At 69.4% G+C, this 20,477-nt stretch carries 21 protein-coding genes; 8 read left to right on the top strand and 13 right to left on the bottom strand.

What is annotated here, in order from left to right:
- Both GGR64_RS14270 and GGR64_RS14265 read right to left on the bottom strand, forming a co-directional pair.
- Window positions 1-1,206 carry an efflux RND transporter periplasmic adaptor subunit gene (locus tag GGR64_RS14270; protein WP_184646646.1) on the bottom strand — a complete coding sequence of 402 codons (1,206 nt, stop codon included), beginning with the start codon at window positions 1,204-1,206 and terminating at the stop codon, window positions 1-3.
- Complete coding sequence (locus GGR64_RS14265) at window positions 1,203-1,976, bottom strand: SDR family oxidoreductase (protein ID WP_184447707.1); 774 nt, start codon at window positions 1,974-1,976, stop codon at window positions 1,203-1,205. The genes GGR64_RS14270 and GGR64_RS14265 overlap by 4 nt, the downstream gene beginning before the upstream one ends.
- 347 nt (window positions 1,977-2,323) lie before the next feature.
- On the opposite strand from GGR64_RS14265, the gene GGR64_RS14260 reads away from it, so the two are divergent.
- Entirely contained in the window at window positions 2,324-3,421 is a 1,098-nt protein-coding gene (locus GGR64_RS14260; protein WP_184646644.1) for a LysR family transcriptional regulator, read from the top strand.
- A 90-nt stretch (window positions 3,422-3,511) separates the two neighbouring features.
- Here the strand turns inward: GGR64_RS14260 and GGR64_RS14255 are convergent, their stop codons facing one another.
- From GGR64_RS14255 to GGR64_RS14245, 3 genes are all read right to left on the bottom strand, one after another.
- Window positions 3,512-4,216 carry an OmpA family protein gene (locus GGR64_RS14255; protein ID WP_160969419.1) on the bottom strand — a complete coding sequence of 235 codons (705 nt, stop codon included), beginning with the start codon at window positions 4,214-4,216 and terminating at the stop codon, window positions 3,512-3,514.
- A gap of 95 nt (window positions 4,217-4,311) precedes the next feature.
- A complete protein-coding gene (locus GGR64_RS14250) occupies window positions 4,312-5,766 on the bottom strand; it encodes a wax ester/triacylglycerol synthase family O-acyltransferase (RefSeq protein ID WP_184646642.1) in 1,455 nt (484 codons plus the stop codon).
- Window positions 5,767-5,861: 95 nt separating this feature from the next.
- On the bottom strand, window positions 5,862-7,283 hold the full coding sequence (locus GGR64_RS14245) for a deoxyribodipyrimidine photo-lyase (protein WP_184646640.1): 1,422 nt from the start codon (window positions 7,281-7,283) through the stop codon (window positions 5,862-5,864).
- A gap of 513 nt (window positions 7,284-7,796) precedes the next feature.
- Here GGR64_RS14245 and GGR64_RS14240 point away from each other — a divergent pair.
- Window positions 7,797-8,291 carry a hypothetical protein gene (locus GGR64_RS14240; RefSeq protein ID WP_167087769.1) on the top strand — a complete coding sequence of 165 codons (495 nt, stop codon included), beginning with the start codon at window positions 7,797-7,799 and terminating at the stop codon, window positions 8,289-8,291.
- A gap of 82 nt (window positions 8,292-8,373) precedes the next feature.
- Here the strand turns inward: GGR64_RS14240 and GGR64_RS14235 are convergent, their stop codons facing one another.
- The 6 genes from GGR64_RS14235 to GGR64_RS14210 all read right to left on the bottom strand — a co-directional run bounded on the left by GGR64_RS14235 (window position 8,374) and on the right by GGR64_RS14210 (window position 14,114).
- Window positions 8,374-9,792 carry a replicative DNA helicase gene (locus GGR64_RS14235; protein WP_184646638.1) on the bottom strand — a complete coding sequence of 473 codons (1,419 nt, stop codon included), beginning with the start codon at window positions 9,790-9,792 and terminating at the stop codon, window positions 8,374-8,376.
- A gap of 256 nt (window positions 9,793-10,048) precedes the next feature.
- Window positions 10,049-10,603, bottom strand: a complete 555-nt coding sequence (locus tag GGR64_RS14230; protein ID WP_184646636.1) for an NADPH-dependent FMN reductase — start codon at window positions 10,601-10,603, stop codon at window positions 10,049-10,051.
- Window positions 10,604-10,655: 52 nt separating this feature from the next.
- Complete coding sequence (locus GGR64_RS14225; RefSeq protein WP_184646634.1) at window positions 10,656-11,333, bottom strand: glutathione S-transferase family protein; 678 nt, start codon at window positions 11,331-11,333, stop codon at window positions 10,656-10,658.
- 101 nt (window positions 11,334-11,434) lie between these two features.
- Window positions 11,435-11,974 carry a GNAT family N-acetyltransferase gene (locus GGR64_RS14220; RefSeq protein ID WP_184646632.1) on the bottom strand — a complete coding sequence of 180 codons (540 nt, stop codon included), beginning with the start codon at window positions 11,972-11,974 and terminating at the stop codon, window positions 11,435-11,437.
- A gap of 48 nt (window positions 11,975-12,022) precedes the next feature.
- Window positions 12,023-13,198, bottom strand: a complete 1,176-nt coding sequence (locus GGR64_RS14215) for an acyl-CoA dehydrogenase family protein (RefSeq protein ID WP_184646630.1) — start codon at window positions 13,196-13,198, stop codon at window positions 12,023-12,025.
- Between the two features lie 100 nt (window positions 13,199-13,298).
- Window positions 13,299-14,114 (bottom strand): glycine zipper 2TM domain-containing protein, encoded by an 816-nt coding sequence (locus GGR64_RS14210; protein ID WP_184646628.1) that lies wholly within the window; start codon window positions 14,112-14,114, stop codon window positions 13,299-13,301.
- Between the two features lie 173 nt (window positions 14,115-14,287).
- Between GGR64_RS14210 and GGR64_RS14205 the strand changes: the two genes are divergently transcribed.
- The 3 genes from GGR64_RS14205 (at window position 14,288) to GGR64_RS14195 (ending at window position 17,202) form a co-directional block, all read left to right on the top strand.
- Window positions 14,288-14,524, top strand: a complete 237-nt coding sequence (locus GGR64_RS14205) for a DUF6116 family protein (RefSeq protein ID WP_048491350.1) — start codon at window positions 14,288-14,290, stop codon at window positions 14,522-14,524.
- A gap of 5 nt (window positions 14,525-14,529) precedes the next feature.
- Window positions 14,530-15,324: a TatD family hydrolase gene (locus tag GGR64_RS14200; protein ID WP_184646627.1), complete on the top strand. Its 795-nt coding sequence runs from the start codon at window positions 14,530-14,532 to the stop codon at window positions 15,322-15,324.
- A 471-nt stretch (window positions 15,325-15,795) separates the two neighbouring features.
- On the top strand, window positions 15,796-17,202 hold the full coding sequence (locus GGR64_RS14195) for an EAL domain-containing protein (RefSeq protein WP_184447698.1): 1,407 nt from the start codon (window positions 15,796-15,798) through the stop codon (window positions 17,200-17,202).
- Between the two features lie 6 nt (window positions 17,203-17,208).
- Here the strand turns inward: GGR64_RS14195 and GGR64_RS14190 are convergent, their stop codons facing one another.
- Window positions 17,209-18,021: a tRNA threonylcarbamoyladenosine dehydratase gene (locus GGR64_RS14190; protein ID WP_184646624.1), complete on the bottom strand. Its 813-nt coding sequence runs from the start codon at window positions 18,019-18,021 to the stop codon at window positions 17,209-17,211.
- 126 nt (window positions 18,022-18,147) lie between these two features.
- Here GGR64_RS14190 and GGR64_RS14185 point away from each other — a divergent pair, with 126 nt between their 5' ends.
- Both GGR64_RS14185 and GGR64_RS14180 read left to right on the top strand, forming a co-directional pair.
- A complete protein-coding gene (locus GGR64_RS14185; RefSeq protein WP_184646623.1) occupies window positions 18,148-18,576 on the top strand; it encodes a cytochrome c in 429 nt (142 codons plus the stop codon).
- A 343-nt stretch (window positions 18,577-18,919) separates the two neighbouring features.
- The gene (locus GGR64_RS14180) at window positions 18,920-19,402 is read left to right on the top strand and encodes a glycine zipper 2TM domain-containing protein (protein ID WP_184646621.1); all 483 of its coding nucleotides are present in this window, start codon (window positions 18,920-18,922) and stop codon (window positions 19,400-19,402) included.
- Between the two features lie 75 nt (window positions 19,403-19,477).
- On the opposite strand, the gene GGR64_RS14175 is transcribed toward GGR64_RS14180, so the two are convergent.
- Window positions 19,478-19,696: a cold-shock protein gene (locus GGR64_RS14175; protein ID WP_184447695.1), complete on the bottom strand. Its 219-nt coding sequence runs from the start codon at window positions 19,694-19,696 to the stop codon at window positions 19,478-19,480.
- A 238-nt stretch (window positions 19,697-19,934) separates the two neighbouring features.
- Here GGR64_RS14175 and GGR64_RS14170 point away from each other — a divergent pair, with 238 nt between their 5' ends.
- On the top strand, window positions 19,935-20,420 hold the full coding sequence (locus GGR64_RS14170) for a DUF456 domain-containing protein (RefSeq protein WP_160969447.1): 486 nt from the start codon (window positions 19,935-19,937) through the stop codon (window positions 20,418-20,420).
- The last annotated feature ends 57 nt before the right edge of the window (window positions 20,421-20,477 follow it).

Here is a 20,477-nt window from a genome sequence, read left to right as displayed (position 1 = left end):
TCAGTCGAGGGCGACGGCCTGGTGCGGTGCGGCCGGCGACGTGGTCTGCGCGATCGGCTTGGCCTGCACCGGCATGCCGGGCATGAACACCTTCTGCACGCCGTCGACGATGACCTTGTCGCCGGCGGACAACCCGTTGGTCACGATGCGCAGGCCATCGGCGCTGCGGCCGAGCTGCACGTCGCGCCGCTGCGCCTTGCCGTCCTTGTCGACCACGTACACGTACTTGCGGTCCTGGTCGGTGAGCACCGCGCGGTCGTCGATCAGCACCGCATCGAAGCGGCCGCTGCCGAGCAGCCGCACCCGCGCGAACAGGCCGGGAGTGAAGCGGCGATCGGCGTTGTCCAGCAACGCGCGCACGTGGATGGTGCCGGTGCTGCGTACCAGCTGGTTGTCGAGGAAATCGACCTTGCCGGCATGCGGATAGCCGTCCTCACCGACCAGGCCGACCTGCACCGGCAGGCTGCCGTCGCGCTCGCTCGGGCGCTGGCCGTCGCGCGCCATCTGCGCATAGCGCAGGAAGGTGCCTTCGTCGGCGTCGAAGTACACGTGCACCTTGTCCAGCGACACCAGCGTGGTCAGCACGCTGGCGCTGTCGCCGGCGCTGACCAGGTTGCCGGCGGTGACCATGGCGCGGCCGGCGCGGCCGGCGATCGGCGCACGTACCTGGGTCCATTCCAGGTTCAAACGTGCGGTGTCCACCGCCGCCTGCGCGGCCAGCACGTCGGCCTGCGCCTGCTCGGCGGCGGCGCGCTTCTGTTCCCAGCTCTCGGTGGAGATGGCCTGCTGTTCGGACAGGGTCTTGGCACGCGCGGCCTCACTGGCGCTGAGCTTGGCCTGGGTGCGTGCGCGCGCCAGGTCGGCCTCGGCGCGCGCCAGTTCGGCACGGTAGCTGCGCGCATCGATGGTGAACAGCACATCGCCCTTCTTCACCTCCTGCCCTTCGACATAGTTGACCTTGTCGATGTAGCCGGACACGCGCGGCCGCAGGTCGACGTGCTCGACCGCTTCGACGCGGCCGCTGAACTCGTCCCACTGACTGATCTGCTTCTGCAGTGCGGGCGCCACGCCCACGCTCGGCGGCGGCGGCGCGCCCTGTTCGTTGGCCTTGCCGCCACAGGCGGCGAGCGTGGCGACCAGCAGCGCCACCGCCAGCGGGCGCAGGGCGCCCGGCAGCAGGCGCGACGGCATCGGAATCGGATTCATGGAGAGACCTCGTGGGTGGAGAAGGAGAACGGCAAGGCGTTGAGCAGGGCGCTGCGCGGGCGGGCGACGTGGCGGCGGTCGATCTCGACCAGGGCGCGGTCCGGTCGCTGCGGATCGGCGAGCAGGTGAACCACGGCGCGGCCAACGCCGAGGGTGGTGAACCAGTCCGGGCACTCGCCGATGGCATCGTCGCTGCGGCACACCGGCTCGGACAGCGACAGCAGGTGCACGTGCACGCCCAGCGGCTTGGCTTCTTCGTGCAGCACCTGGGCGAGCATGCGGATCGCCGCCGCCGCCACCGAACTGTCGCCATGCCCGGACCAGGCGCGCAGCGCGCAGGGGCTGCCGAGCAATACGTAACGGGCGCCGCGCTCGTGCTGCGCCAGCAACGGCAGCAGATGCCGGGCCGCAGCCAGATGCGGCAGCAGGTCGGCATCCAGGCGCCGGCGCAGCGCGCCCAGCGGCCGCTCCAGCAGACGCCCCGGCCGCAGCGGACTGCCCAGGGCGGCGACCACCGCCGCCAGCGGCCGCGGCCGCTGTGCGATCTCGGCCACCAGGGCCGCGGCGGCGGCGTCGGTGCCGACCGAGCCGCACAGCACGTCCAGGCCGGGTTCGTCGCGGTGGCGATCGCGCAGTTCGGCCAGGCGGGCGCGGTCGCGCGCCACTGCCAGCACCGGGCTGCCCGCCTCCAGCAGCGCCTGTACCACACCCTGGCCGACCGTGCCGCTGCCGCCGAGGACCAGGACCTCGGGGGCCAACATCCCGCTCACGGGACTTTTCCTCCCGCGGACGGGACAATCGCGATTCGACCCAGGCGGTCGGTGCCGGACGCACCCAGGCGTAGACTGCTGCCGCCCTGCCGCCGCGGTGGCGGGGTGAACTCGCGAAACGCTTTCGGGTAAAGGGATTGCGCCGGCGCCACCGGTGCAGAACGGCGCCGCGGCTGGCGATCGGGGCAGGCGAAAAACTGGAACAGAGTGCGCATCGACATGGGCAAAGACCGTCGGTGATGGCGAATGCGGACAAATTAGGCGCCAAAGCCGCACTTGATTAGTCCGAATTAAGGGGAATAATCGTCCCGCTACCGGTCCAATCGTCTCCACCTCAAGGAACCGTCATGAGCCACGATCTGAACGACACCCTGATCTTCGTCAAGGTGGTCGAGCAAGGCAGCTTCATCGCCGCGGCCAATGCCCTCGGCCTGCCCAAGACCACCGTCAGCCGCAAGGTGCAGGACCTGGAGGCGCGGCTGGGCGCGCGCCTGCTGCACCGGACCACGCGCCGGCTCGGGCTGACCGAGGCCGGCGCGGTCTACCACGAGCATTGCCAGCGCATCGCCCGCGAACTGGAGGAAGCCGAGAGCGCGGTGGGCCAACTGCAGGCCGGCCCGCGCGGCTGGCTGCGTTTCAGCGTGCCCTACTCGGCCGGCATCTCCTGGGTGGCGCCGATCCTGGGCGAGTTCCACCGCCAGCACCCGGAAGTGCGGCTGGAAATGATCATGACCAGCGACAAGGTCGACCCGATCGCCGAAGGCGTGGACGTGGCCCTGCACATGGGCACGCTGCCGGATTCGACCATGGTCGCGCGCAAGCTCGCCACCTTCCGCACCCAAGTCTTCGCCAGCCCCTACTACATCGAGCGCCACGGCGAACCGCTGCATCCGGACGACCTGCAGCACCACCGCACGCTGGCGCTGAGCACCGGCCGCGGCGGTGGCAGCCGGCTGTGCTGGCCGCTGCGCAACGGCAAGCAGAGCGGCGAGTTCCTGGTCCAGCCGATCCTGCTGGCCAACGATTCGGCGGCGCTGATCGGCGGGCTGGTCTGCGGCGAAGGCCTGGTGCTGGCCAGCGATGCGACGATCAAGCCGTTGATCGAGGCCGGCAAGGCGCGGCGCGTGCTCGGCGGCTGGGTCGGGCCGGACCTGGACTTCAACGCGGTGTTCCCGGGCGGACGCATGCTCTCGCCGAAGGTGCGCGCCTTCGTCGACTTCCTGGTCGACAAGCTCAACTTCGACGTCAGCTACATGATGGCGCAGTGCCCGGCCAAGCTGGCCACGCAGCAGGCCGAGGACGGCGCCGAGTTCACCCTGTGCAGCGGCGTGGCGATGAACACGCAGTCGCTGCCCAGCCTGCCGCGCGTGGCCGCCGCACCGGTGCCGACGGACGCGGCACTGGAGACGGAAGCCGAGGACGAAGAGGACGCGGCGCTGGTCTGAGCCGCGCCGCGCGCGACGCGTCGCAGCAGCAGCGCAGAAACGCGAACGGGCCGCAATGCGGCCCGTTCGTTGTTGCCGTCGCCGGATCGGTCAGCCGGCGGAGGAGCGCAGCGGGACCACGCGGATTTCCACGCGGCGGTTCTGCGCGCGGCCGGCCTCGGTGCTGTTGTCGGCGATCGGATACTTCTTGCCGGCGCCCAGCGTCTGGATACGCTCGGGCTGCACGCCCTGCGCGGTCAGATAGGCGGCGACCGAGGACGCGCGCTGTTCGGACAGGCGCTGGTTGACCGCATCGCTGCCGATGCTGTCGGTATGCCCGACCACTTCGATCATGGTCTGGTTGTATTCGCCCAGGGTCTGGGCCACGCCGTTGAGCGCCGAATAGAACTGCGGCTTGAGCGTGGACTGGTTGAAGTCGAAGGTGATGCCGTCGGGCAGGTTAAGGGTGATGTTGTCACCGTCGCGGCGCACGTCGATGCCGGTGTTGGCGGTGCGCTCGCGCAGCGCGCGCTCCTGCCGATCCTGGTAGTTGCCGATCGCCGCGCCGCTGAGCGCGCCGATGCCGGCGCCGATCATCGCGTGCTGGCGGCGCTCGGTGGCGCTGCTGCCGCTGAGCAGGCCGGCGGCGACGCCGACCGCGGTGCCGATCAGCGCGCCGCGGCCGGTGCGGTTCTGCTGCTCGGTGGGATTGCCGTACTGGTCGCGCTGCACGTAGGAGCCGCCGGTGGCGCAGGCGGACAGCACCAGCGCACTGGCCAGGGCCACGGACATGCCGCGAAGGGCGGTCGTTTTCATCGTGTTCTCTCCCGAACCTGGTTTGACGTGGCCGCAGCATAAACAGCGGTACGCGAGGCGCGGATGAACGCAGCCCGGCGCGCGATGCGCCCGGTTCAGGAAGACGGCAGCAGGTCTTCGGCGTCGGCCGCGCGCAGCGGCTGCTCCCAATCGCCCATCAGCGCCAGGTACAGCAGCTTCTCGAATTCGGCACCGACCCGGCGCATCACCGCATCCGGATCGGGAATCAGCCGCGCATCGCCGATCAGGCCGAAGTGCACGCGGTGGTTGTAGCTCATGATCGACACGCCCACGCCGATCGAACCGGTCTGCGGCACCCAGAACATCATCTCGCGCACGCGGCTGCCGGCCAGGTACAGCGGCTGCTGCGGCCCCGGCACGTTGGTCGCCACGGTGGTGGCCTTGCGGCTGAACAGGTCCAGCGCCGCCGACTGCAGCGCCGCCGGCGCCATGCCCACCGCCGCCAGCAGGCCGAACACCACCATCGCCTGGCGCGACTGCTTGAGCTGCTGCATCGACGCGGCCACGCACTGCAGGCGCCGCACCGGATTGGCCTCGCCCACCGGAAGGTCCAGGAACACCAGGCCGAAGTGGTTGCCGAGCTTGCGCGCGTGCTCCAGCGGCCGCAGGTTGACCGGCACGGTGGCGCGCAGGGTCACCCCGTCCAGGCGTTCGCCGCGTTCGAGCATGTAGTCGCGCAGGGCGCCGGCCATGGTCGCCATCAGCACGTCGTTGACCGTGCAGTCGCAGGCGCGACCGACCGACTTGACCTCGTCCAGGTCCAGCGGCTCGGCCCAGGCCACGCGCTTGCTGACGCCCAGGCGCCCGCGCAGCAGCGTCGGCGGATCGTCGGCCAGCAGCAAGGCATTGACCAGCTCGCGGCCGATCAGCCCGCCTTCGCGCGCCAGCATCTGCGGCAGGTTCGGGTCCTGCGCCATGGCCCGGCCCTTGTCGAGCATGCGCCCGCCGAGCTTGAGATAGCGGTCGACCGCGCCGACGCGACGCACGACTTCCTTGCCGTCGTCCTTGAGCCAGGCGCGCTCGAGCTGCGCCGACGGCTCCGGGGTGCGCTGGGTATCGGTCAGCGACAGCAGCACCTGCACCAGGGCGATGCCATCGGCATAGCTGTGGTGGATGCGCGCCACCAGCGCCGAGCCGCCTTCGTAGCGTTCGATCAGGTGGAACTGCCACAGCGGCTTGGTCTTGTCCAAGGGCGTGGACGCCATCTGCCCGGCGAAGCGCTCCAGTGCCTTCTTCTGGCCGCGCCCGGGCAAGGCCGACAGGCGCACGTGCCAGTCCAGGTCGAAATCGTCGTCGCGCTGCCAGTAGGCGCCGGTGGCGGTTTCCACCGGCTTCTGCAGGAACCGCGGGAAGGCCAGGAAGCGCTTGCGCACCAGCTGCTTGAGCGCAGGCAAGGTCAGCGGCTCGTCGAACATCAGCACGCCGGTGATCATCATCGGGTTGGTCGGCCGGTCCATCCGCAACCAGGCGGTGTCCACGCGCGACATCGGTTCGCGCTGCGGCTTGCGGCGAGCTGAGCTGGTGGCCATGCGGGCTCCTGTCCGAGCCCGGAGTGAATCATGGCCCCGCGAAGGGCGTCAATCGCGCGTGCAGCCGTGCTGCGCCGCGCAACACGGCGCGGTGCTCAGCTGGCGGCAGTCTGGCGGTAGGCGGCCAATGCCGCATCGCGGCCGGCCGCCAGGTCCACGATCGGCTGCAGCGGATACTGCGGCGCAGCGTGCGCCAGCCGCTGCGGCGCCTGCCACGGGGCGAAGCGGTCGGCCACCGGCAGCGCCGCCAGTTCCGGCACCCAGCGCGCGATGTACTCGCCCTTCGGATCGAACTTCTGCGCCTGCGTCACCGGATTGAACACGCGGAAATACGGCGCGGCATCGGCGCCGGTGCCGGCCACCCACTGCCAGCCCAGGGTGTTGTTGGCCAGGTCGGCATCGACCAGGGTGTCCCAGAACCAGCGCGCGCCCTCGGACCAATGCACGCGCAGGTGCTTGCACAGGTAGCTGGCGACGATCATGCGCACGCGGTTGTGCATCCAGCCGGTGTGCCACAACTCGCGCAGGCCGGCATCGACGATCGGCACGCCGGTGCGTCCGCGCTGCCAGGCCTGCAATGTCTCCGCATCGGGTTTGGCCCAGCGAAAACGGTCGAAGCGCGGATTGAGATTGCGCTCGGGTGTCTCCGGAAAATGGTGCAGCAGGTGGTGGGCGAAGTCGCGCCAGCCGAGCTGGCGGATGTAGCCGTCGATCGCCGCGGCGGTGGCGGCGCGGCGCTGCTGCTCCAGGGTCGCAACGATGCGCCACGGCGCGATCTCGCCGAAATGCAGGTGCGGCGACAGCCGCGAGGTGCCGACCTGGTCGGGGCGGTCGCGGCCGGCGAGGTAGTCGCGCAGCGCGCCATCGACGAACACGTCCAGCGCCTCGTGCGCGCCCGCCTCGCCCGGCTGCCAGACTTCCCAGAAGCCGCGATCCCAGTCCAGTGCCGGCGCCAGGCCGAGCCGCTCAAGTGACAGACTCTCCAGCTCCGCGGGCAGCGACGGCAACGTCTTCGGCGCAGGCTGCAGGGCCGGCACCTGCCAATGGCTCAAGGCGCTGCGCCAGAACGGGGTGAACACCTTGTACGGGCCGCCCTGCTGCGTCGCCAGTTGCCAGGGTTCGAACAGCAGCGCGCTGTTGTGGCTGTGCACCTCCAGGCCCTGCTCGCGCAGTTCGCGCTTGAGCCGCGCATCGCGCGGCTGCGTGGCCGGCTCGTAGCGGCGGTTCCAGTACACCGCTACGGCGCCGCACTCGGCGATCACCTGGCGCAATGCGGTTTCGGCCGGGCCCTGGCGCAGGATCAGGCGCGAACCGCGTTCGCGCAGCTGCGCGTCCAGTGCCGCCAGCGAGCGCTGCAGCCAGCGACGCGAGGCCGCGCCTGCGGCCCAGGCACCCTCGTCCTCCGGGCTGTGCAGATACACCGGCACCGGCGTGTGCCCGGCATCCAGCGCAGCCTGCAAGGCGGGTTGATCGTGCAGGCGCAGGTCGCGCCGGAACCAGACGATGGCGTAGCTCATGCGAGGGGACGCAGCGAAGGACGCGCCATGATACGAATCGCGTGCAGCGGCCAGGTGAGCATGCCGCGACGCGAACCGCACGCGCTTGGACGCTGCCGGTGGCGGTGCCGGTGCTGGCCCGGCGAGTGCGCACTGACAGGATTTCGTAGACATCGCCACACGCCGCGCTCGTGCGCCTCGCCTGCCCTGCTATAACGCCGAGGCGGGCGCCGTCATGTCGAAGCGGCGCCGCGACCGCTACTGTCGGATGACGTTCGGGGAAGGACGTCATCCGTGCTTTCGCTGCACCGCGCACGACATGGCCACGGCCGTTTCGCGCGCACGGGGAACATCCGCCATCGCCTCTGCGACCTCACGGCCACCACGGCCGGCGGGCGCGGTTGCGTGCGCCCCGAACCGCCCGCGCGCCCGGACCTGCATCGCCAGGGCCGCGGACGCGCTGCGGGCAGCGAACGGCGCAGCACGGCCATGCCCATCGCCGACATCCGCAATGACCTCAGGAGAGCAACACCCATGGACAAGCGCATCGCAAAAGCCGCCCTCACCCTGGCACTGAGCCTCGCCGCCCCGCTGGCGATGGCCTGCAGTACCGAGATCGAGGAAGGCCCGGGCTCCTGCGGCTACCAACCGCCGGGCAGCGGCGGCGGCAGCACGCCGGTCTACACGCTGCAGGGCGTGATCCAGAACCAGGGCTACGAGTCCGACAACCGCCCCGCCGGCGGCAAGCGCCTGAAGATCCGCGCCTACTCGCGCTTCGCCAACGCCAACAACGATCGCGTCGACGCCCGCTACATCAACGTGCGCTGCAACGCCTACGACCCGTTCGGCAACGGCTACACCACCGATTACGACGAGGAAGGCAACGGTGCACTGGTGGACGTGCACTTCACGTCCAACTTCGTCTACGGGATCTACCGCAAGATCACCGTGGTGTGCACCCACCACGCCGAGTACGGCGCCAACACCTACGACGCCACCAGCAACGCCGAGATCGAGATTCCCTACTGATCGTCGCGTCACGCCACCGAGCCGGCGCCCGGAACGTTGCGGGTGCCGCGCTCGCCAGGTGGACTGCGTGCAGCGCGCGGGCTTACTCGAACGCACCCACCGAATCGTGGGCGAGATTGTCGAAGCGGGTGTATTCGCCGAAGAACTTGAGCTTGCACGACCCGGTCGGGCCGCCGCGGTGCTTGCCGATGATGATTTCGGCCAGGCCCTTGTCCGGCGAATTTTCCTTGTTGTAGTAGTCGTCGCGGTAGATGAACACGATCATGTCCGCGTCCTGCTCGATCGCGCCCGATTCGCGCAGGTCGGCCATCACCGGGCGCTTGTCGGTGCGCGTTTCCAGCGAGCGGTTGAGCTGCGACAGCGCGATCACCGGCACCCCCAGCTCCTTGGCCAGGCCCTTGAGCGAGCGCGAGATCTCCGAAATCTCGGTGGCGCGGTTCTCGCTGTTGCCGGGCACCGACATCAGCTGCAGGTAGTCGATCACGATCAGGCCCAGGTCGTGTTCGCGCTTGAGCCGGCGCGCCTTGGAACGCAGCACTTCCGGCGACACGCCCGGCGTGTCGTCGATGAAGATCTTGGTCTCCTTGAGCATCTTGATCGCGCCGGTGACCCGCGCCCAGTCCTCGTCCTCGAGCTGGCCGGTACGCAGGCGCTGCGCATTGATGCGGCCGTTGGAGGAAATCAGGCGCATCGCCAGCTGCGAGGCGGACATTTCCATCGAGAACACCGCCACCGCCTTCTTCGACTTGATCGCCGCGTACTCGGCGATGTTCAGCGCGAAGGTGGTCTTGCCCATCGCCGGGCGCGCGGCGAGGATGATCAGGTCGGTCGGCTGCAGGCCGGCGGTCATCGCGTCGAAGTCGTTGTAGCCGGTCGGCAGGCCGGTGATGTTGCCGCCGTTCTCGAAGCGGTTGCGCAGCTCCTCGAACGCGTCCTTCAACGCGCCGGGCATCGCCACGAAGTCGCTGCGTCCGCGCGCGCCGGCCTCGGCGATCTGGAACACGGCCTTTTCCGCCGACGCCAGCAGTTCGGAACTCTCGCGCCCTTCCGGCTGGAAGCCGTCGTTGACGATGGTGGTGCCGACCTCGATCAACTGCCGCAGCACCGCCTTGTCGCGGACGATTTCCGCATAGGCGACGATGTTGGCCGCCGAGGGCGTGGTGCTGGCCAGTTCGATCAGGTAGGCGCCGTCGCCAACCATCTCCAGCTTGCCTTGCGATTCGAACCATTCGCCCAGGGTCACCGCGTCGAACGGGCGCCCCTTCTCGGCCAGCTCGCGGATCGCGCGATAGATCAGTTGGTGATCACGCCGATAGAAATCGTTGTCGGTGAGCTGATCGTTGACCCGGTCATAGGCATCAGGCGCCAGCATCAGGCCGCCGAGCACGGCCTGTTCGGCCTCGGTCGAGTGCGGCGGCACGCGCAACTGGTCGAGACGCGGCTCGCTGCGTTCGCTGCGTTCGCTCTTGCGATCGCTGCGGTAGCCGGGACGGGCGGACATAGGCTGGGTCTTCTCTGTGGGGCGCGGGCGCCGGGCGCGGCCTCACCGCGGCCCGGGCGCCGATTTTAGTCGCCGCGCCGGGCTGCGGCTAGGGCGTTTCCCGAGACGCCTGCCCGAGCGACGCCGCGCGCGTCGCCGCCCGCTCGCCAGGGCTGGGGACAAGTCTGGGGACAAGCGGTTGAGAACCTCGCCGATGCCCCACCGCACAAGGCTCGCCCTACCCGTGCGCCACCGACGGCACATGCCGCGGCAGCGCTCAGGCCTGCAGTTCGTCGATCCAGGCAACGAACTTGTCGACGAAGCCGGCGAGGAATTTGCGCGTGCGCTCGTCGTCGATGGTGCCGTCCTCGGCGATCAGGCCTTCCTTGAACTGCAGAAAGATCTCCGGCTGGCCCAACACCGGCATGTCCAGATAGGCCAGTACGTTGCGCAGGTGCTGCTGCGCCATCGCCGTGCCGATCGCCCCCGGCGAGGTCCCGCACACCGCCGCCGGCTTGCCGGCGAAGGCGCTGTCGCCGTACGGCCGCGAGCCCAGGTCGATGGCGTTCTTGAGCACGCCGGGGATGGAGCGGTTGTATTCGGGGGTCACGAACAGCACCGCGTCGGCGTTGCTGACCTGCGTCTTCAGGCGCCGGCCCTGCGCCGGGTAGTCGTGGTCGTGGTCCTGGTTGTACAGCGGCAGGTCGCCGATCTCGACGTACTCGAAACTGGCACGGTCACCGGCGAGTCGCTCCAGCGCGTGCGCCAGGCGCCGGTTGAACGACTCCTTGCGCAGGCTGCCGACGAAGACGGCGATGCGGTACTGGCTCATGGCATTGCTCCTGACCGAATGGACCTGCAGGCTAGCCGCCGGCGCGCGGCAGTCAGGTGAACGCCGCCTGCGTTCCGCTCAGCGCCAGACGCGCGCGCACGTCGTCCGGCAACTCCGGCAGCGCCACGAAACCCGGCGTCGCGCGCACCCGCTGCAGCCAGTCGCACAGCGCCGGATAGTGCGCCAGCACGATGCCGGCATCGCCGGCGCAGTGGGTGTAGGCGAACAGCGCGATGTCGGCGATGCCGTAGGCCGGGCCGGTGAACCAGGCCTGCGTCTGCAGGTGCTGCTCCATCACCGCCAGCGCCCGCATCGCGCCCTCGCGCAGGCGCGGCAACTCCGCGCGGCGCGGCGAGTCGGGCGGCGTCCAGCCGCAGACGAAGCGCGCCACCGCCACGTAGGGTTCGTGGCTGTACTGCTCGAAGAACAGCCAGCTCAGCGCCTGCGCGCGCTGCCAGGAATCGGCGGGCAGATACGCGGTGCCCTCGGCCAGCCAGCACAGGATGGCATTGGATTCGGCCAGCACGCGCCCGTCCTCGCGCTCCAGCAGCGGCACCTTGCCGTTGGGATTCCTGGCCAGGAACGCCGGGGTGCGGGTCTGGCCGTTGGCGCTGTCGATCTCCACCCAACGGTAGGCGCAGCCGAGCTGCTCCAGCAACAGTCGCACCTTGTAGCAATTGCCGGACAGCGCCATGCCGTACACGGTCAGGGGGAAGCGTTCGGATGCCATGCGCCGCTCCTTGCTTGCGGGATCGGGATTGGGGAGTCGGGAATGGGGATTCGCAAGAGCGGGGCCTCGGCCCCCGGACGACGCTCCGCCGCGGCCGCGGGTCAGCGCCGCGCCTGCCATTGCGCGCGCGACTGGCCCCAAACCTCGATCGGCTCCTGCGGCAGCGGCTCCGGCAATTGCCCGGGACGCAGATACTGCGAACCGAGCTTACTCGCCACCGCCTTGGAGTTGGCGTTGTCCGGTGCGATCACATGGATCACCTCGCTCCAGCCCAACTGCGCGAACGCCCAGTCGATCGACGCCGCGGCCGCCTCCGGCGCATAGCCATGGCCCCAGTACGCACGCGCGATGCCCCAACCGACCTCCGTGCCCGGCCAGCCGTGCGGCTGCCAGGGACCGACCCGGCCGATCCATTGCCCGCTGCGCTTTTCGATCACCGAGAACATCGCAAAGCCCTGCAACTGCCAGCTGCCGACCATCGTCGCCAGGCCGCGCCAGACGACTGACGGCGCCTGCACGCCGCCGAGGTGATGCATGGTCTGCGCATCGGCGGAAAATGCGCAGAACGCCGCGAAATCCTCGGCGGTCGGCGGCCGCAGCAACAGGCGCTCGGTTTCCACGCGCACATCGAAGACACTCATCCTCGGTTCTCCTGCAAAAAGGGCCCGCGCCGCGCGCGGGCCATGGGTTCAAAACGCATTGATGCCGGTCAGCTCGCGGCCGACCACCAGTTGGTGCACGGTCTCGGTACCCTCGTAGGTGATCACCGATTCCAGGTTCAGCGCATGCCGGATCGCGCCGTAGTCGGTGGTGATGCCGGCACCGCCCAGCAGGTCGCGGCACTCGCGGGCGATGTCCAGGGCCATGCGCACGTTGTTCCACTTGGCCAGCGACACCTGCGCCGGCTGCAGCGTGCCGGCATCCTTGAGCCGGCCCAGTTGCAGCGCCAGCAACTGCGCGGTGGCGATGCGCCGCGCCATGTCGGCGAGCTTGATCTGCGCGCTCTGGGTCGCCGCCAGCGGCCGCCCGAACAGCATGCGCTCGCCAGCGTAGGCCAGCGCCTCGCGCAGGCAGGCGATGGCCGCGCCGATCGCGCCCCAGCTGATGCCGTAGCGGGCCTGGGTCAGGCAGCCCAGCGGTCCTTTCAGCCCGCGCACCCCAGGCAGGCGCTGGCTGTCGGGCAGGCGCACCTCATCGAAGAACAGCGCCGAGGTCACCGAGGCGCGCAGGCTCATCTTGTGCGCGATGTCCTGGGTGCCGAAGCCCGGCGTGCCCGCCTCGACCAGGAAGCCCTGGATGCCGTCCTCGGTCTGCGCCCACACGATCGCCACGTCGGCGATGCTGCCGTTGGTGATCCACATCTTGCTGCCGCTCAGGCGCCAGCCGTCGCCGTCGCGCACCGCGCGGGTCTGCATCGCCGCCGGGTCGGAGCCGCCCTGGGACTCGGTCAGGCCGAAGCAGCCGATCGCGGTGCCGGCGGCCATCGCCGGCAGCCAGCGCTGGCGTTGCGCCTCGCTGCCGTAGGCGTGGATCGGATACATGCACAGCGAGGATTGCACGCTGACGAAGCTGCGCAGGCCGCTGTCGCCGCGCTCCAGTTCCTGGCAGATCAGGCCGTAGCAGACCGCGTTGAGGCCGCCGCCGCCCTGCCCGGGCGGCAGGCTGGCGCCGAGCAGTCCCAGTTGCGCCAGTTCCGGCACCAGTTCGCGCGGGAACCGCGCCTGGTCGAAGGCATCGCCGATCACCGGCAGCACCTTGGCATCGACGAAGCGCGCCACCGCCTGCTGGATCGCACGCTCCTCCTCGCTGAGCAGCGCGGCTACGTCGAACAGATCGTCGCAAGGCAGGGGCATGGCGGTGTCCACGGCGAAAACCGCATTGTATCGGCCCCGCCCGCGCCGCCGCCTCCAGATAGACGAAGGCCGGCGCAAGCGCCGGCCTTCGGGGGTGCATCCAAACTGCGACTCAGCGCTGGCTGACGGCGACGTCGCCGGCCGAGGCGGTCTGGGTGACCAGGCGGCCGTCCAGCACCGGCAAGCGGTCGCTGTTCGGGCGGTCGTCCATGCGCACGGTCTTTTCCTGGCCGTCGTAGCGGTAGGTCACGTCGTAGCCCTTGACCACGTCCTGCGAACCCATGGCGATGCGGTTGCCCGGCTTGCTGTCCATGCGCATGGTGCCGGTGGTGCCGTCGTCGTTGCGGTAGGTCACGTTGTAGCCGGTGATGGTCGAGGACTGCGCCGTGCTGTTCTCGGTGTGGCACTGGCGCTCGGTGCGGTCGACCACGCGGCCGCCGACGTGATTCTGGTCGATGCGGTTGCCGATGAAGCCGCCGGCCACCGCGCCGGCCGCGGTGGCGGCCTTGCGGCCATTGCCGTGGCCGACCTGGTTGCCGAGCAGGCCGCCGACCAGCGCGCCGACCACAGTGCCGCCGACGTTGCCGTCGCGCTCGGGCAGGCGCTCCTGCACCACCACGTCGTTGCACACCTGGCGCGGCGTCGTGGTGGTGGAGGTCTCGCGCAGCGGCTCGGTGCCGATCACCTCGGCGTAGCGCTGCTGCTTCTGGGTGATCGGGTCGACCCGCACCACGTCGGCGTACTCCAGCTTGCCGCCGACGCTGTTGTCCAGCGCGCTGTCGCCGCGCGTATTGTCCAGGGCCGGGCGCACGTCGCTGTTGGCGACGTCCACGGGTTTGTCGCGATTGTTCATGAAGGCCGCGGTGGCCACGCCGCCGACCAGCAAGGCGCCAGCCGCGACCAGAACGGTTGTCGTAGTGCTTTTCATGTGTGCTCTCCTGCGGGCTGACCGCGTTGTCTACGGTGCTGTGATTACCATGCGGAAGCTGAACCAATCCGCTCCCTATTCAGCAACGCGCCGGCGCCGCGGCTGGTAACGCCGCCGGAATGTCGCCATATCGAGGCTGTTAGCGTTTCCACCGCTGCCCCGGAGAACGTGCCATGCCCAATCCGATCGTCTATCCGCTGCTGCGCTGGGCGGGCAAATTGCGCTACCCGACGCTGTTCAAGATCACCGCCGGCCTGTTCGTACTGAGCGTGCTGCTGCCCGATCCGGTGCCCTTCATCGACGAGATCGTGTTCGGCCTGGGCACCCTGCTGCTGGCCAACTGGAAGACCCGCACGCCGGCGCCGGCCACCGAACCGCTGACCTCCACCGCGCAGCGCGTACGCCGCTGAGCGCCATGCAACTGATCGACAGCCACTGCCACCTGGATGCGGAGGAGTTCGACCCGGACCGCGCCGCGGTGATCGCACGCGCGCAGGCGGCGGGCGTGCGGGCGCAGGTGGTGCCGGCGGTGACCGCGGCGTCCTGGCCCAAGCTGCGCGCGGTCTGCGCGGCCGCCCCCGGCCTGTATCCCGCGTATGGCATGCATCCGCTGTTTCTGGACCAGCATCGTCCCGAGCACCTGCCGTTGCTCGGCGAGTGGATCGAACGCGAGCGTCCCTGCGCCATCGGCGAGTGCGGCCTGGATTTCTTCGTCGAAGGATTGGACGAAGCCGAGCAGCAGCGTTACTTCGTCGGCCAACTGCAGCTGGCGCGCGCGTTCGACCTGCCGGTGATCGTGCACGCCAGGCGCGCGGTGGACGCGGTGATCCTGGCGATCCGCAAGGTCGGGCGCGTGCGTGGCGTGGTGCACAGTTTCGCCGGCAGCGCCGAACAGGCCGCGCAGTTGCAGTCGCTGGATTTCCTGATCGGCCTCGGCGGGCCGGTCACCTACGAGCGCGCGCAGCGCCTGCGCCGGCTGGCCGCCGCGGTGCCGTTGCAACAGGTGCTACTGGAAACCGATGCGCCGGACCAGCCCGATGCGTCGATCCGCGGACAGCGCAACGAACCGGCGCGGCTGCGCACGGTGCTGGACACCATCGCCGAGCTGCGCGACGCACCTGCCGCCTCCATCGCCGCACAGACCACGGCCAATGCACGCCGCCTGTTCGGCTTGCCCGACACGCTCGCTGGCGCGACCGATCCGGCCTGACGCAGGACTGTCTCGCAGACAGTCGACGGCCCTCGCCACGGTGTCGCCGCCGTCCGCAACCACCACCATCGCGGACCGCGCGGAGCGGCCAACGCCCTCGCATGACGCACCAGCGCACTGAAAATCCGCTTGCCGCGCACCTTTCGCACGAAACTGTGAACTGAGCAGCCGGAACGTCGCCTTTCGATAGCGTTTCGGCACGCTTGCTTCTGCTACTGTGCACCGCGCTGAAACGGCGAGCGGATCTTTTGTCCGCCAGGCACCGGAGTGTGAACCCGTTCGCTCTCAGCAAAGGCTCGGCGGCCGGCTCGATGGCACGCGTTCTGGCAGATCGGATCCTCCTGGCGTGAAACAACCGGCAAGCCGCATCCCCTACCCGCTTCTCCACAGCGCGCCGCGTACGTGTTCGATCGCGTGCTTCGCCGACGTTCCGGTGCGAGCGACGACGGCGCATAGGCGGGCGCTGCGACGATGAAAAGCGTCGCGAATTCGGAAAAACACGCCTCCAACGGCGAAAGCTGGGTCTCCCTGAAGTTCCGCGACAGCAATCGCAGCCGCAAGATGCGCAGCACCCTGACCCTGGCCGGGGTCTCGTGCACCACACTCGGCACCTTCTGGACCGTGTGCTACCTGTACTACGGGCGGCCAGAACTGGCATTCGCCTTCGTCGGGCTGACTGCGGTCGGGCTGCTCGCGCTCGGCCGTCGCCGCCATTGCGACGAGGCCTCGCTGTCGCTGGTGGCGCACGGCATCTTCGTCGTGGTGCTGGTGATCTCGATCATCGACGCGCCGATCGGCACGGTGCCGCGCTCGGTGCACACCTTCTTCCTGCCGTTGGCGGCCGGCGCGCTGTTCGTGTTCGACCGCAGCCGCCGCTACCGCGCACTGGTGTTCCCGATGGCCTGCCTGGGCGCCTTCGTCGCGTTCGGCTCGGGCGAACTGGACTGGCTGGCGCCGGCGTCCTCGCCGCCGCTGGGGATGCGCCGGCTCGGCGCGATCTCCAACCTTGCGTGCGCCGCCGGCCTGCTGGCGGCGATCCTGCACATCTACCGCAACGACGTGAACGCGCGCATTTCGCTGGAGCGGGAACTGTCGCGTGCGGTCGGCAACGGCGAGATCGAGGTGCTGTACCAGCCGCAGGTCAACGCGAACGGCCGCATGCTCGGCGCCGAGGCGCTGGTGCGCTGGCGCCATCCCAGCGGCAGGCTGCTGACCCCGGACAAGTTCATCCCGCTGGCCGAAGAGAGCCAGTTGATCCGCGAAGTGGGGCTGGAAGTGCTGCGTCAGGTCTGCCGCACGCTGCGGCGCTGGTCGCAGGAGCCGGACCTGCATGCGCTGGTGGTGGCGGTGAACGTCAGCCCGGTGCAGTTGCTCGATCCCAACTTCGTGGCCTCGGTGAAGCAGGTGATCAGCAGCGAGGGCGTGGCGCCGGCATCGCTGGAATTCGAACTGACCGAGTCGGCGCTGTACGTGGACACCGCCGGAGTGCGCACCAAGATGCACGAACTCAAGGCGTTCGGCATCGGCTGGGCGCTGGACGACTTCGGCACCGGCTTCTCCTCGCTGGCGATGCTCCGGACCTTGCCGGTCACCAAGCTCAAGATCGACCGGCAGTTCGTCAACGACGCCAAGGCCGACGAGTCCTCGCGGCGCCTGCTGGCCAAGATCGTGGAGATCTCCGAGGTGATGGGCATGGTCGCGCTCGCCGAAGGCATCGAGGAGGCGCAGCAGTGCGAGATGCTCTCGGCGATGGGCTGCCGGCACTTCCAGGGCTTCCTGTTCGGCCGGCCGCAGCCGGCGCAGGACCTGGAACGGCTGGCCGTCCTGCAGGCGGCCACCGAGCGCAACCTGGCGACCGGCGCGACGGCGCCGACCTAGCACGCGTCAGGCGGCCGCCGCCTCGCGCGCCGCGGCGCGCTTCAACAGCATCTCCAGCGCCTTGCCGACCGCGGCGAAGGCGAAGGCCCCGGTGATGTGCGTGGCGGCGCCCAGCCCGGCGCCGCAGTCCAGGTTCAAGGCGGCATCCGGACCCAACACTGGGCGCAGTCCGCAGACGCTGCCGTCGGCCTGCGGATAGCGCACGTTCTCCAGCGAGTACACCGCCGGCACGCCGAAGTAGCGCTGCGGGTTCTTGGGGAAGTTGAATTCGCTGCGCAGCTTCTTGCGGATCAGCGCCAGCATCGCGTCGTGCTCGGTGCGCGACACGTCGCGGATCCGCACCAGGGTCGGGTCGGTACGTCCGCCGGCCGAGCCCACCGTCAGCAGCGGCAGCTTGCGGCGCCGGCACCAGGCGATGGTCTCGACCTTGACCCGGAAGCTGTCGCAGGCGTCGATCACCAGGTCGAAGCCGGCATCGAGCAGTTCGGCGATGTTGGTCGGCGTCAGGAACGCTTCGACCGCGAGCGCCTCGATCTGCGGATTGATCGCCGCGCAGCGCTCGGCCATCGCCACCGCCTTGTTGCGTCCGTACTGACCCGCCAGTGCCGGCAGCTGCCGGTTGGTATTGGACACACAGATGTCGTCGGCGTCGATCAGGGTCAGATGCCCGACCGCCGAGCGCGCCAAGGCCTCGACGACCCACGAGCCGACCCCGCCCATGCCCACCACCGCCACCCGGCAGTGCGCCAGCCGCTCGATCGTGCCTTGCCCGTAGAGCCGGTCGATGCCGGCGAAGCGCTCGCGCCATTGTTCGTTCATGCGCCCATTTTAGGGGATTGCCGGTGGAGCCGGGATTGGGGATTGGGGATTCGGGATTGCGCCGCTGGGCTGCGCAGGCGACGGCAGGCGTACCATCGGGATTCCTTTCCCGCCGCGCATGCCGCCATGGCCAAGCCGCCTCCGCCCGCCTCCGCGTCCCGCTATCTGTTCGTGTTGCTGGCCGGGCTGCTGCTCGGCCTGGTGCTGACGGTGATGGCACTGCGTGCGGTGCAGGCGCGGCAGGATCCGTTCCCGCGCAGCCTGATGCAGGTCATGGGCAAGCAACTGGCGCTGCTCGAACGCGACACCGCGCATCGGCAATGCAGCGGCGCGGGGCCGCAGGCGCGGCTGCGCACGTTGCGCCTGCTCGGCGACGAGCTGAGCACGGCATTCCCCGACCTGGCCGACGACAGCCGCTTTCGCGAGCACGCCGATGCGCTACGCACCGGCGTGGACGCGGCGCTGGCACAACCACCGACCGACTGCGCCGCGCTGGCGCAGGCACGCCAGCAGATCGACGAACGCTGCGACGCCTGCCATCGCGATTTCCGCTGAGGCTCCGGCGGGATCGGCACCGACCGGTCATGCGGGTTTCGCCGAAGTGGCGTGGCCCGTGTCGATAAAACCCGGTGTGCCTTGCTGGCGACGTGGCATCGTGCTGTTCCCATCATCCGCCGGCAGATGCTCAGGCTGTCCCGCCGTTACCCCTCTCGGTGCCTGCGGGCCGGTTTTTGTGCTGATCCACACCCGTGCGTGTGGATGAATTGGCGCTGACGCCAGCCGCCGCGAGGCTGAACGGCACCCGCCAGGGTTGGCGTTGCATTCACGCAGGGGTGGACAGGATGCGTGCGAACGCGGCGCTGCCGCCGCGCTCCATCACTGTTTGAGGAGAGCACCCATGAAGATCCAATTGATGGCCACCGCTGCCGTGGCGACCCTGGCGCTGGCAGGCTGCGCCACGTCCCCCGGCTATGGCGGCGGGTACGGCGGCGGCTACAGCCAGCCGGCGCGCGGTGGTTACACCCAGACGCGCTGCGCCGACTGCGGCATCGTCACCCGCATCGACACCGTGGCGTCCGGGCGCACGGCGCCATCGGCGACCGGCGCGATTCTGGGCGGCATCGTCGGAGCGGTCGCCGGCCACGAGATTTCCGACCACACCGGCGGCAGCAAGGGCAACCAGAACGTGTCCGCCGTGGCCGGCGCGGCAGCCGGCGCGCTCGCCGGCAACGAGATCCAGAAGAACGTCACCAGCGACACCTACGACGTACACGTGCAGATGGACGATGGCCGGGTGATCGTGGTCAACCAGCGCGACCTGGCCGGGGTGCGCGAGAACACCTACGTGCGCGTGGTCAACGGGCGCGTCGTGCCGCGCTGATCCGGTATCCCCTGAAAACGCAAAAAGGCCCGCAATGCGGGCCTTTTTGCTGCGCGCCACATCGCGCGGCAATCCTCAGATGGGCTGCACCGCGTCGGCCTGCAGGCCCTTCTGGCCCTGCACCACGGTGAAGCTGACCTTCTGGCCTTCCTTCAGGCTCTTGAAGCCCTGGGTCTGGATGGCCCGGAAGTGCACGAACACGTCCTCGCCGTTTTCGCGGCTGATGAAACCGAAACCCTTGGCATCGTTGAACCACTTCACGGTGCCGTTTTCGCGATTGCCAGTGCCGTTCATGATGGACTTACTCCTTGGAACTCGTCTCAGGGGTGGGTACGCCGTGGGGGCGGCGGCTGGTTGCAAGGAGGAAGCGAGGTATAACGATGTAGCGGATCGATGGATCTACCGCATCAGGCCACGATTCACGGTGACCTTTGCAAACGCAGCGGCTGCAACTTACCCCGGTCAAAATGAAAATGCAATCAGCAAAAAGACCCCATCTGTCAACCCCCAAATCTCCCCCGCGGTGAGCCACGTGGACCCTGCGTTCATCTATTACCTGTGTGCCGGGCTGTTGGTGCTGGTCGGGCTGGCGGGGGTGCTGCTGCCGGCCCTGCCCGGCACACCGCTGATGTTCGCCGGGATGCTGCTGGCGGCCTGGGCCGATGGCTTCCAACGCCTCGGCTGGCCGACGCTGACCGTGCTGGGTGTGCTCACCGCGCTGTCGCTGCTGGTCGACCTGCTGGCCACCGCGTTCGGCGCGCAGCGCGTCGGCGCCAGTCGCAAGGCGCTGTGGGGATCGGTGCTGGGCGGGATCGCCGGCATGTTCTTCATGCCGATCGGGCTGTTCGTCGGCCCCTTCGTCGGCGCCCTGGCCGGGGAGTATTGGCACGGCCGCGAACTGCGCCAGGCGACCCGGGTCGGCGTCGGCACCTGGCTGGGGATCGTGCTGGGCACCGCCGCCAAACTCGGCCTGGCGCTGGCGATGCTCGCGGTGTTCGCGGTGGCCTGGCTGCTCTGAAGACGCCTGCCTGAAGACGGCGTCGCGGCGACAGCATGAACGCGTGATGACCCTGTT

The organism is Xanthomonas sp. 3307, from assembly GCF_014199735.1.
GTDB lineage: Bacteria > Pseudomonadota > Gammaproteobacteria > Xanthomonadales > Xanthomonadaceae > Xanthomonas_A > Xanthomonas_A rydalmerensis.
The sequence above is the reverse complement of the archived record's forward strand: the minus strand, read 5'-3'. Positions and strand labels throughout refer to the sequence as shown.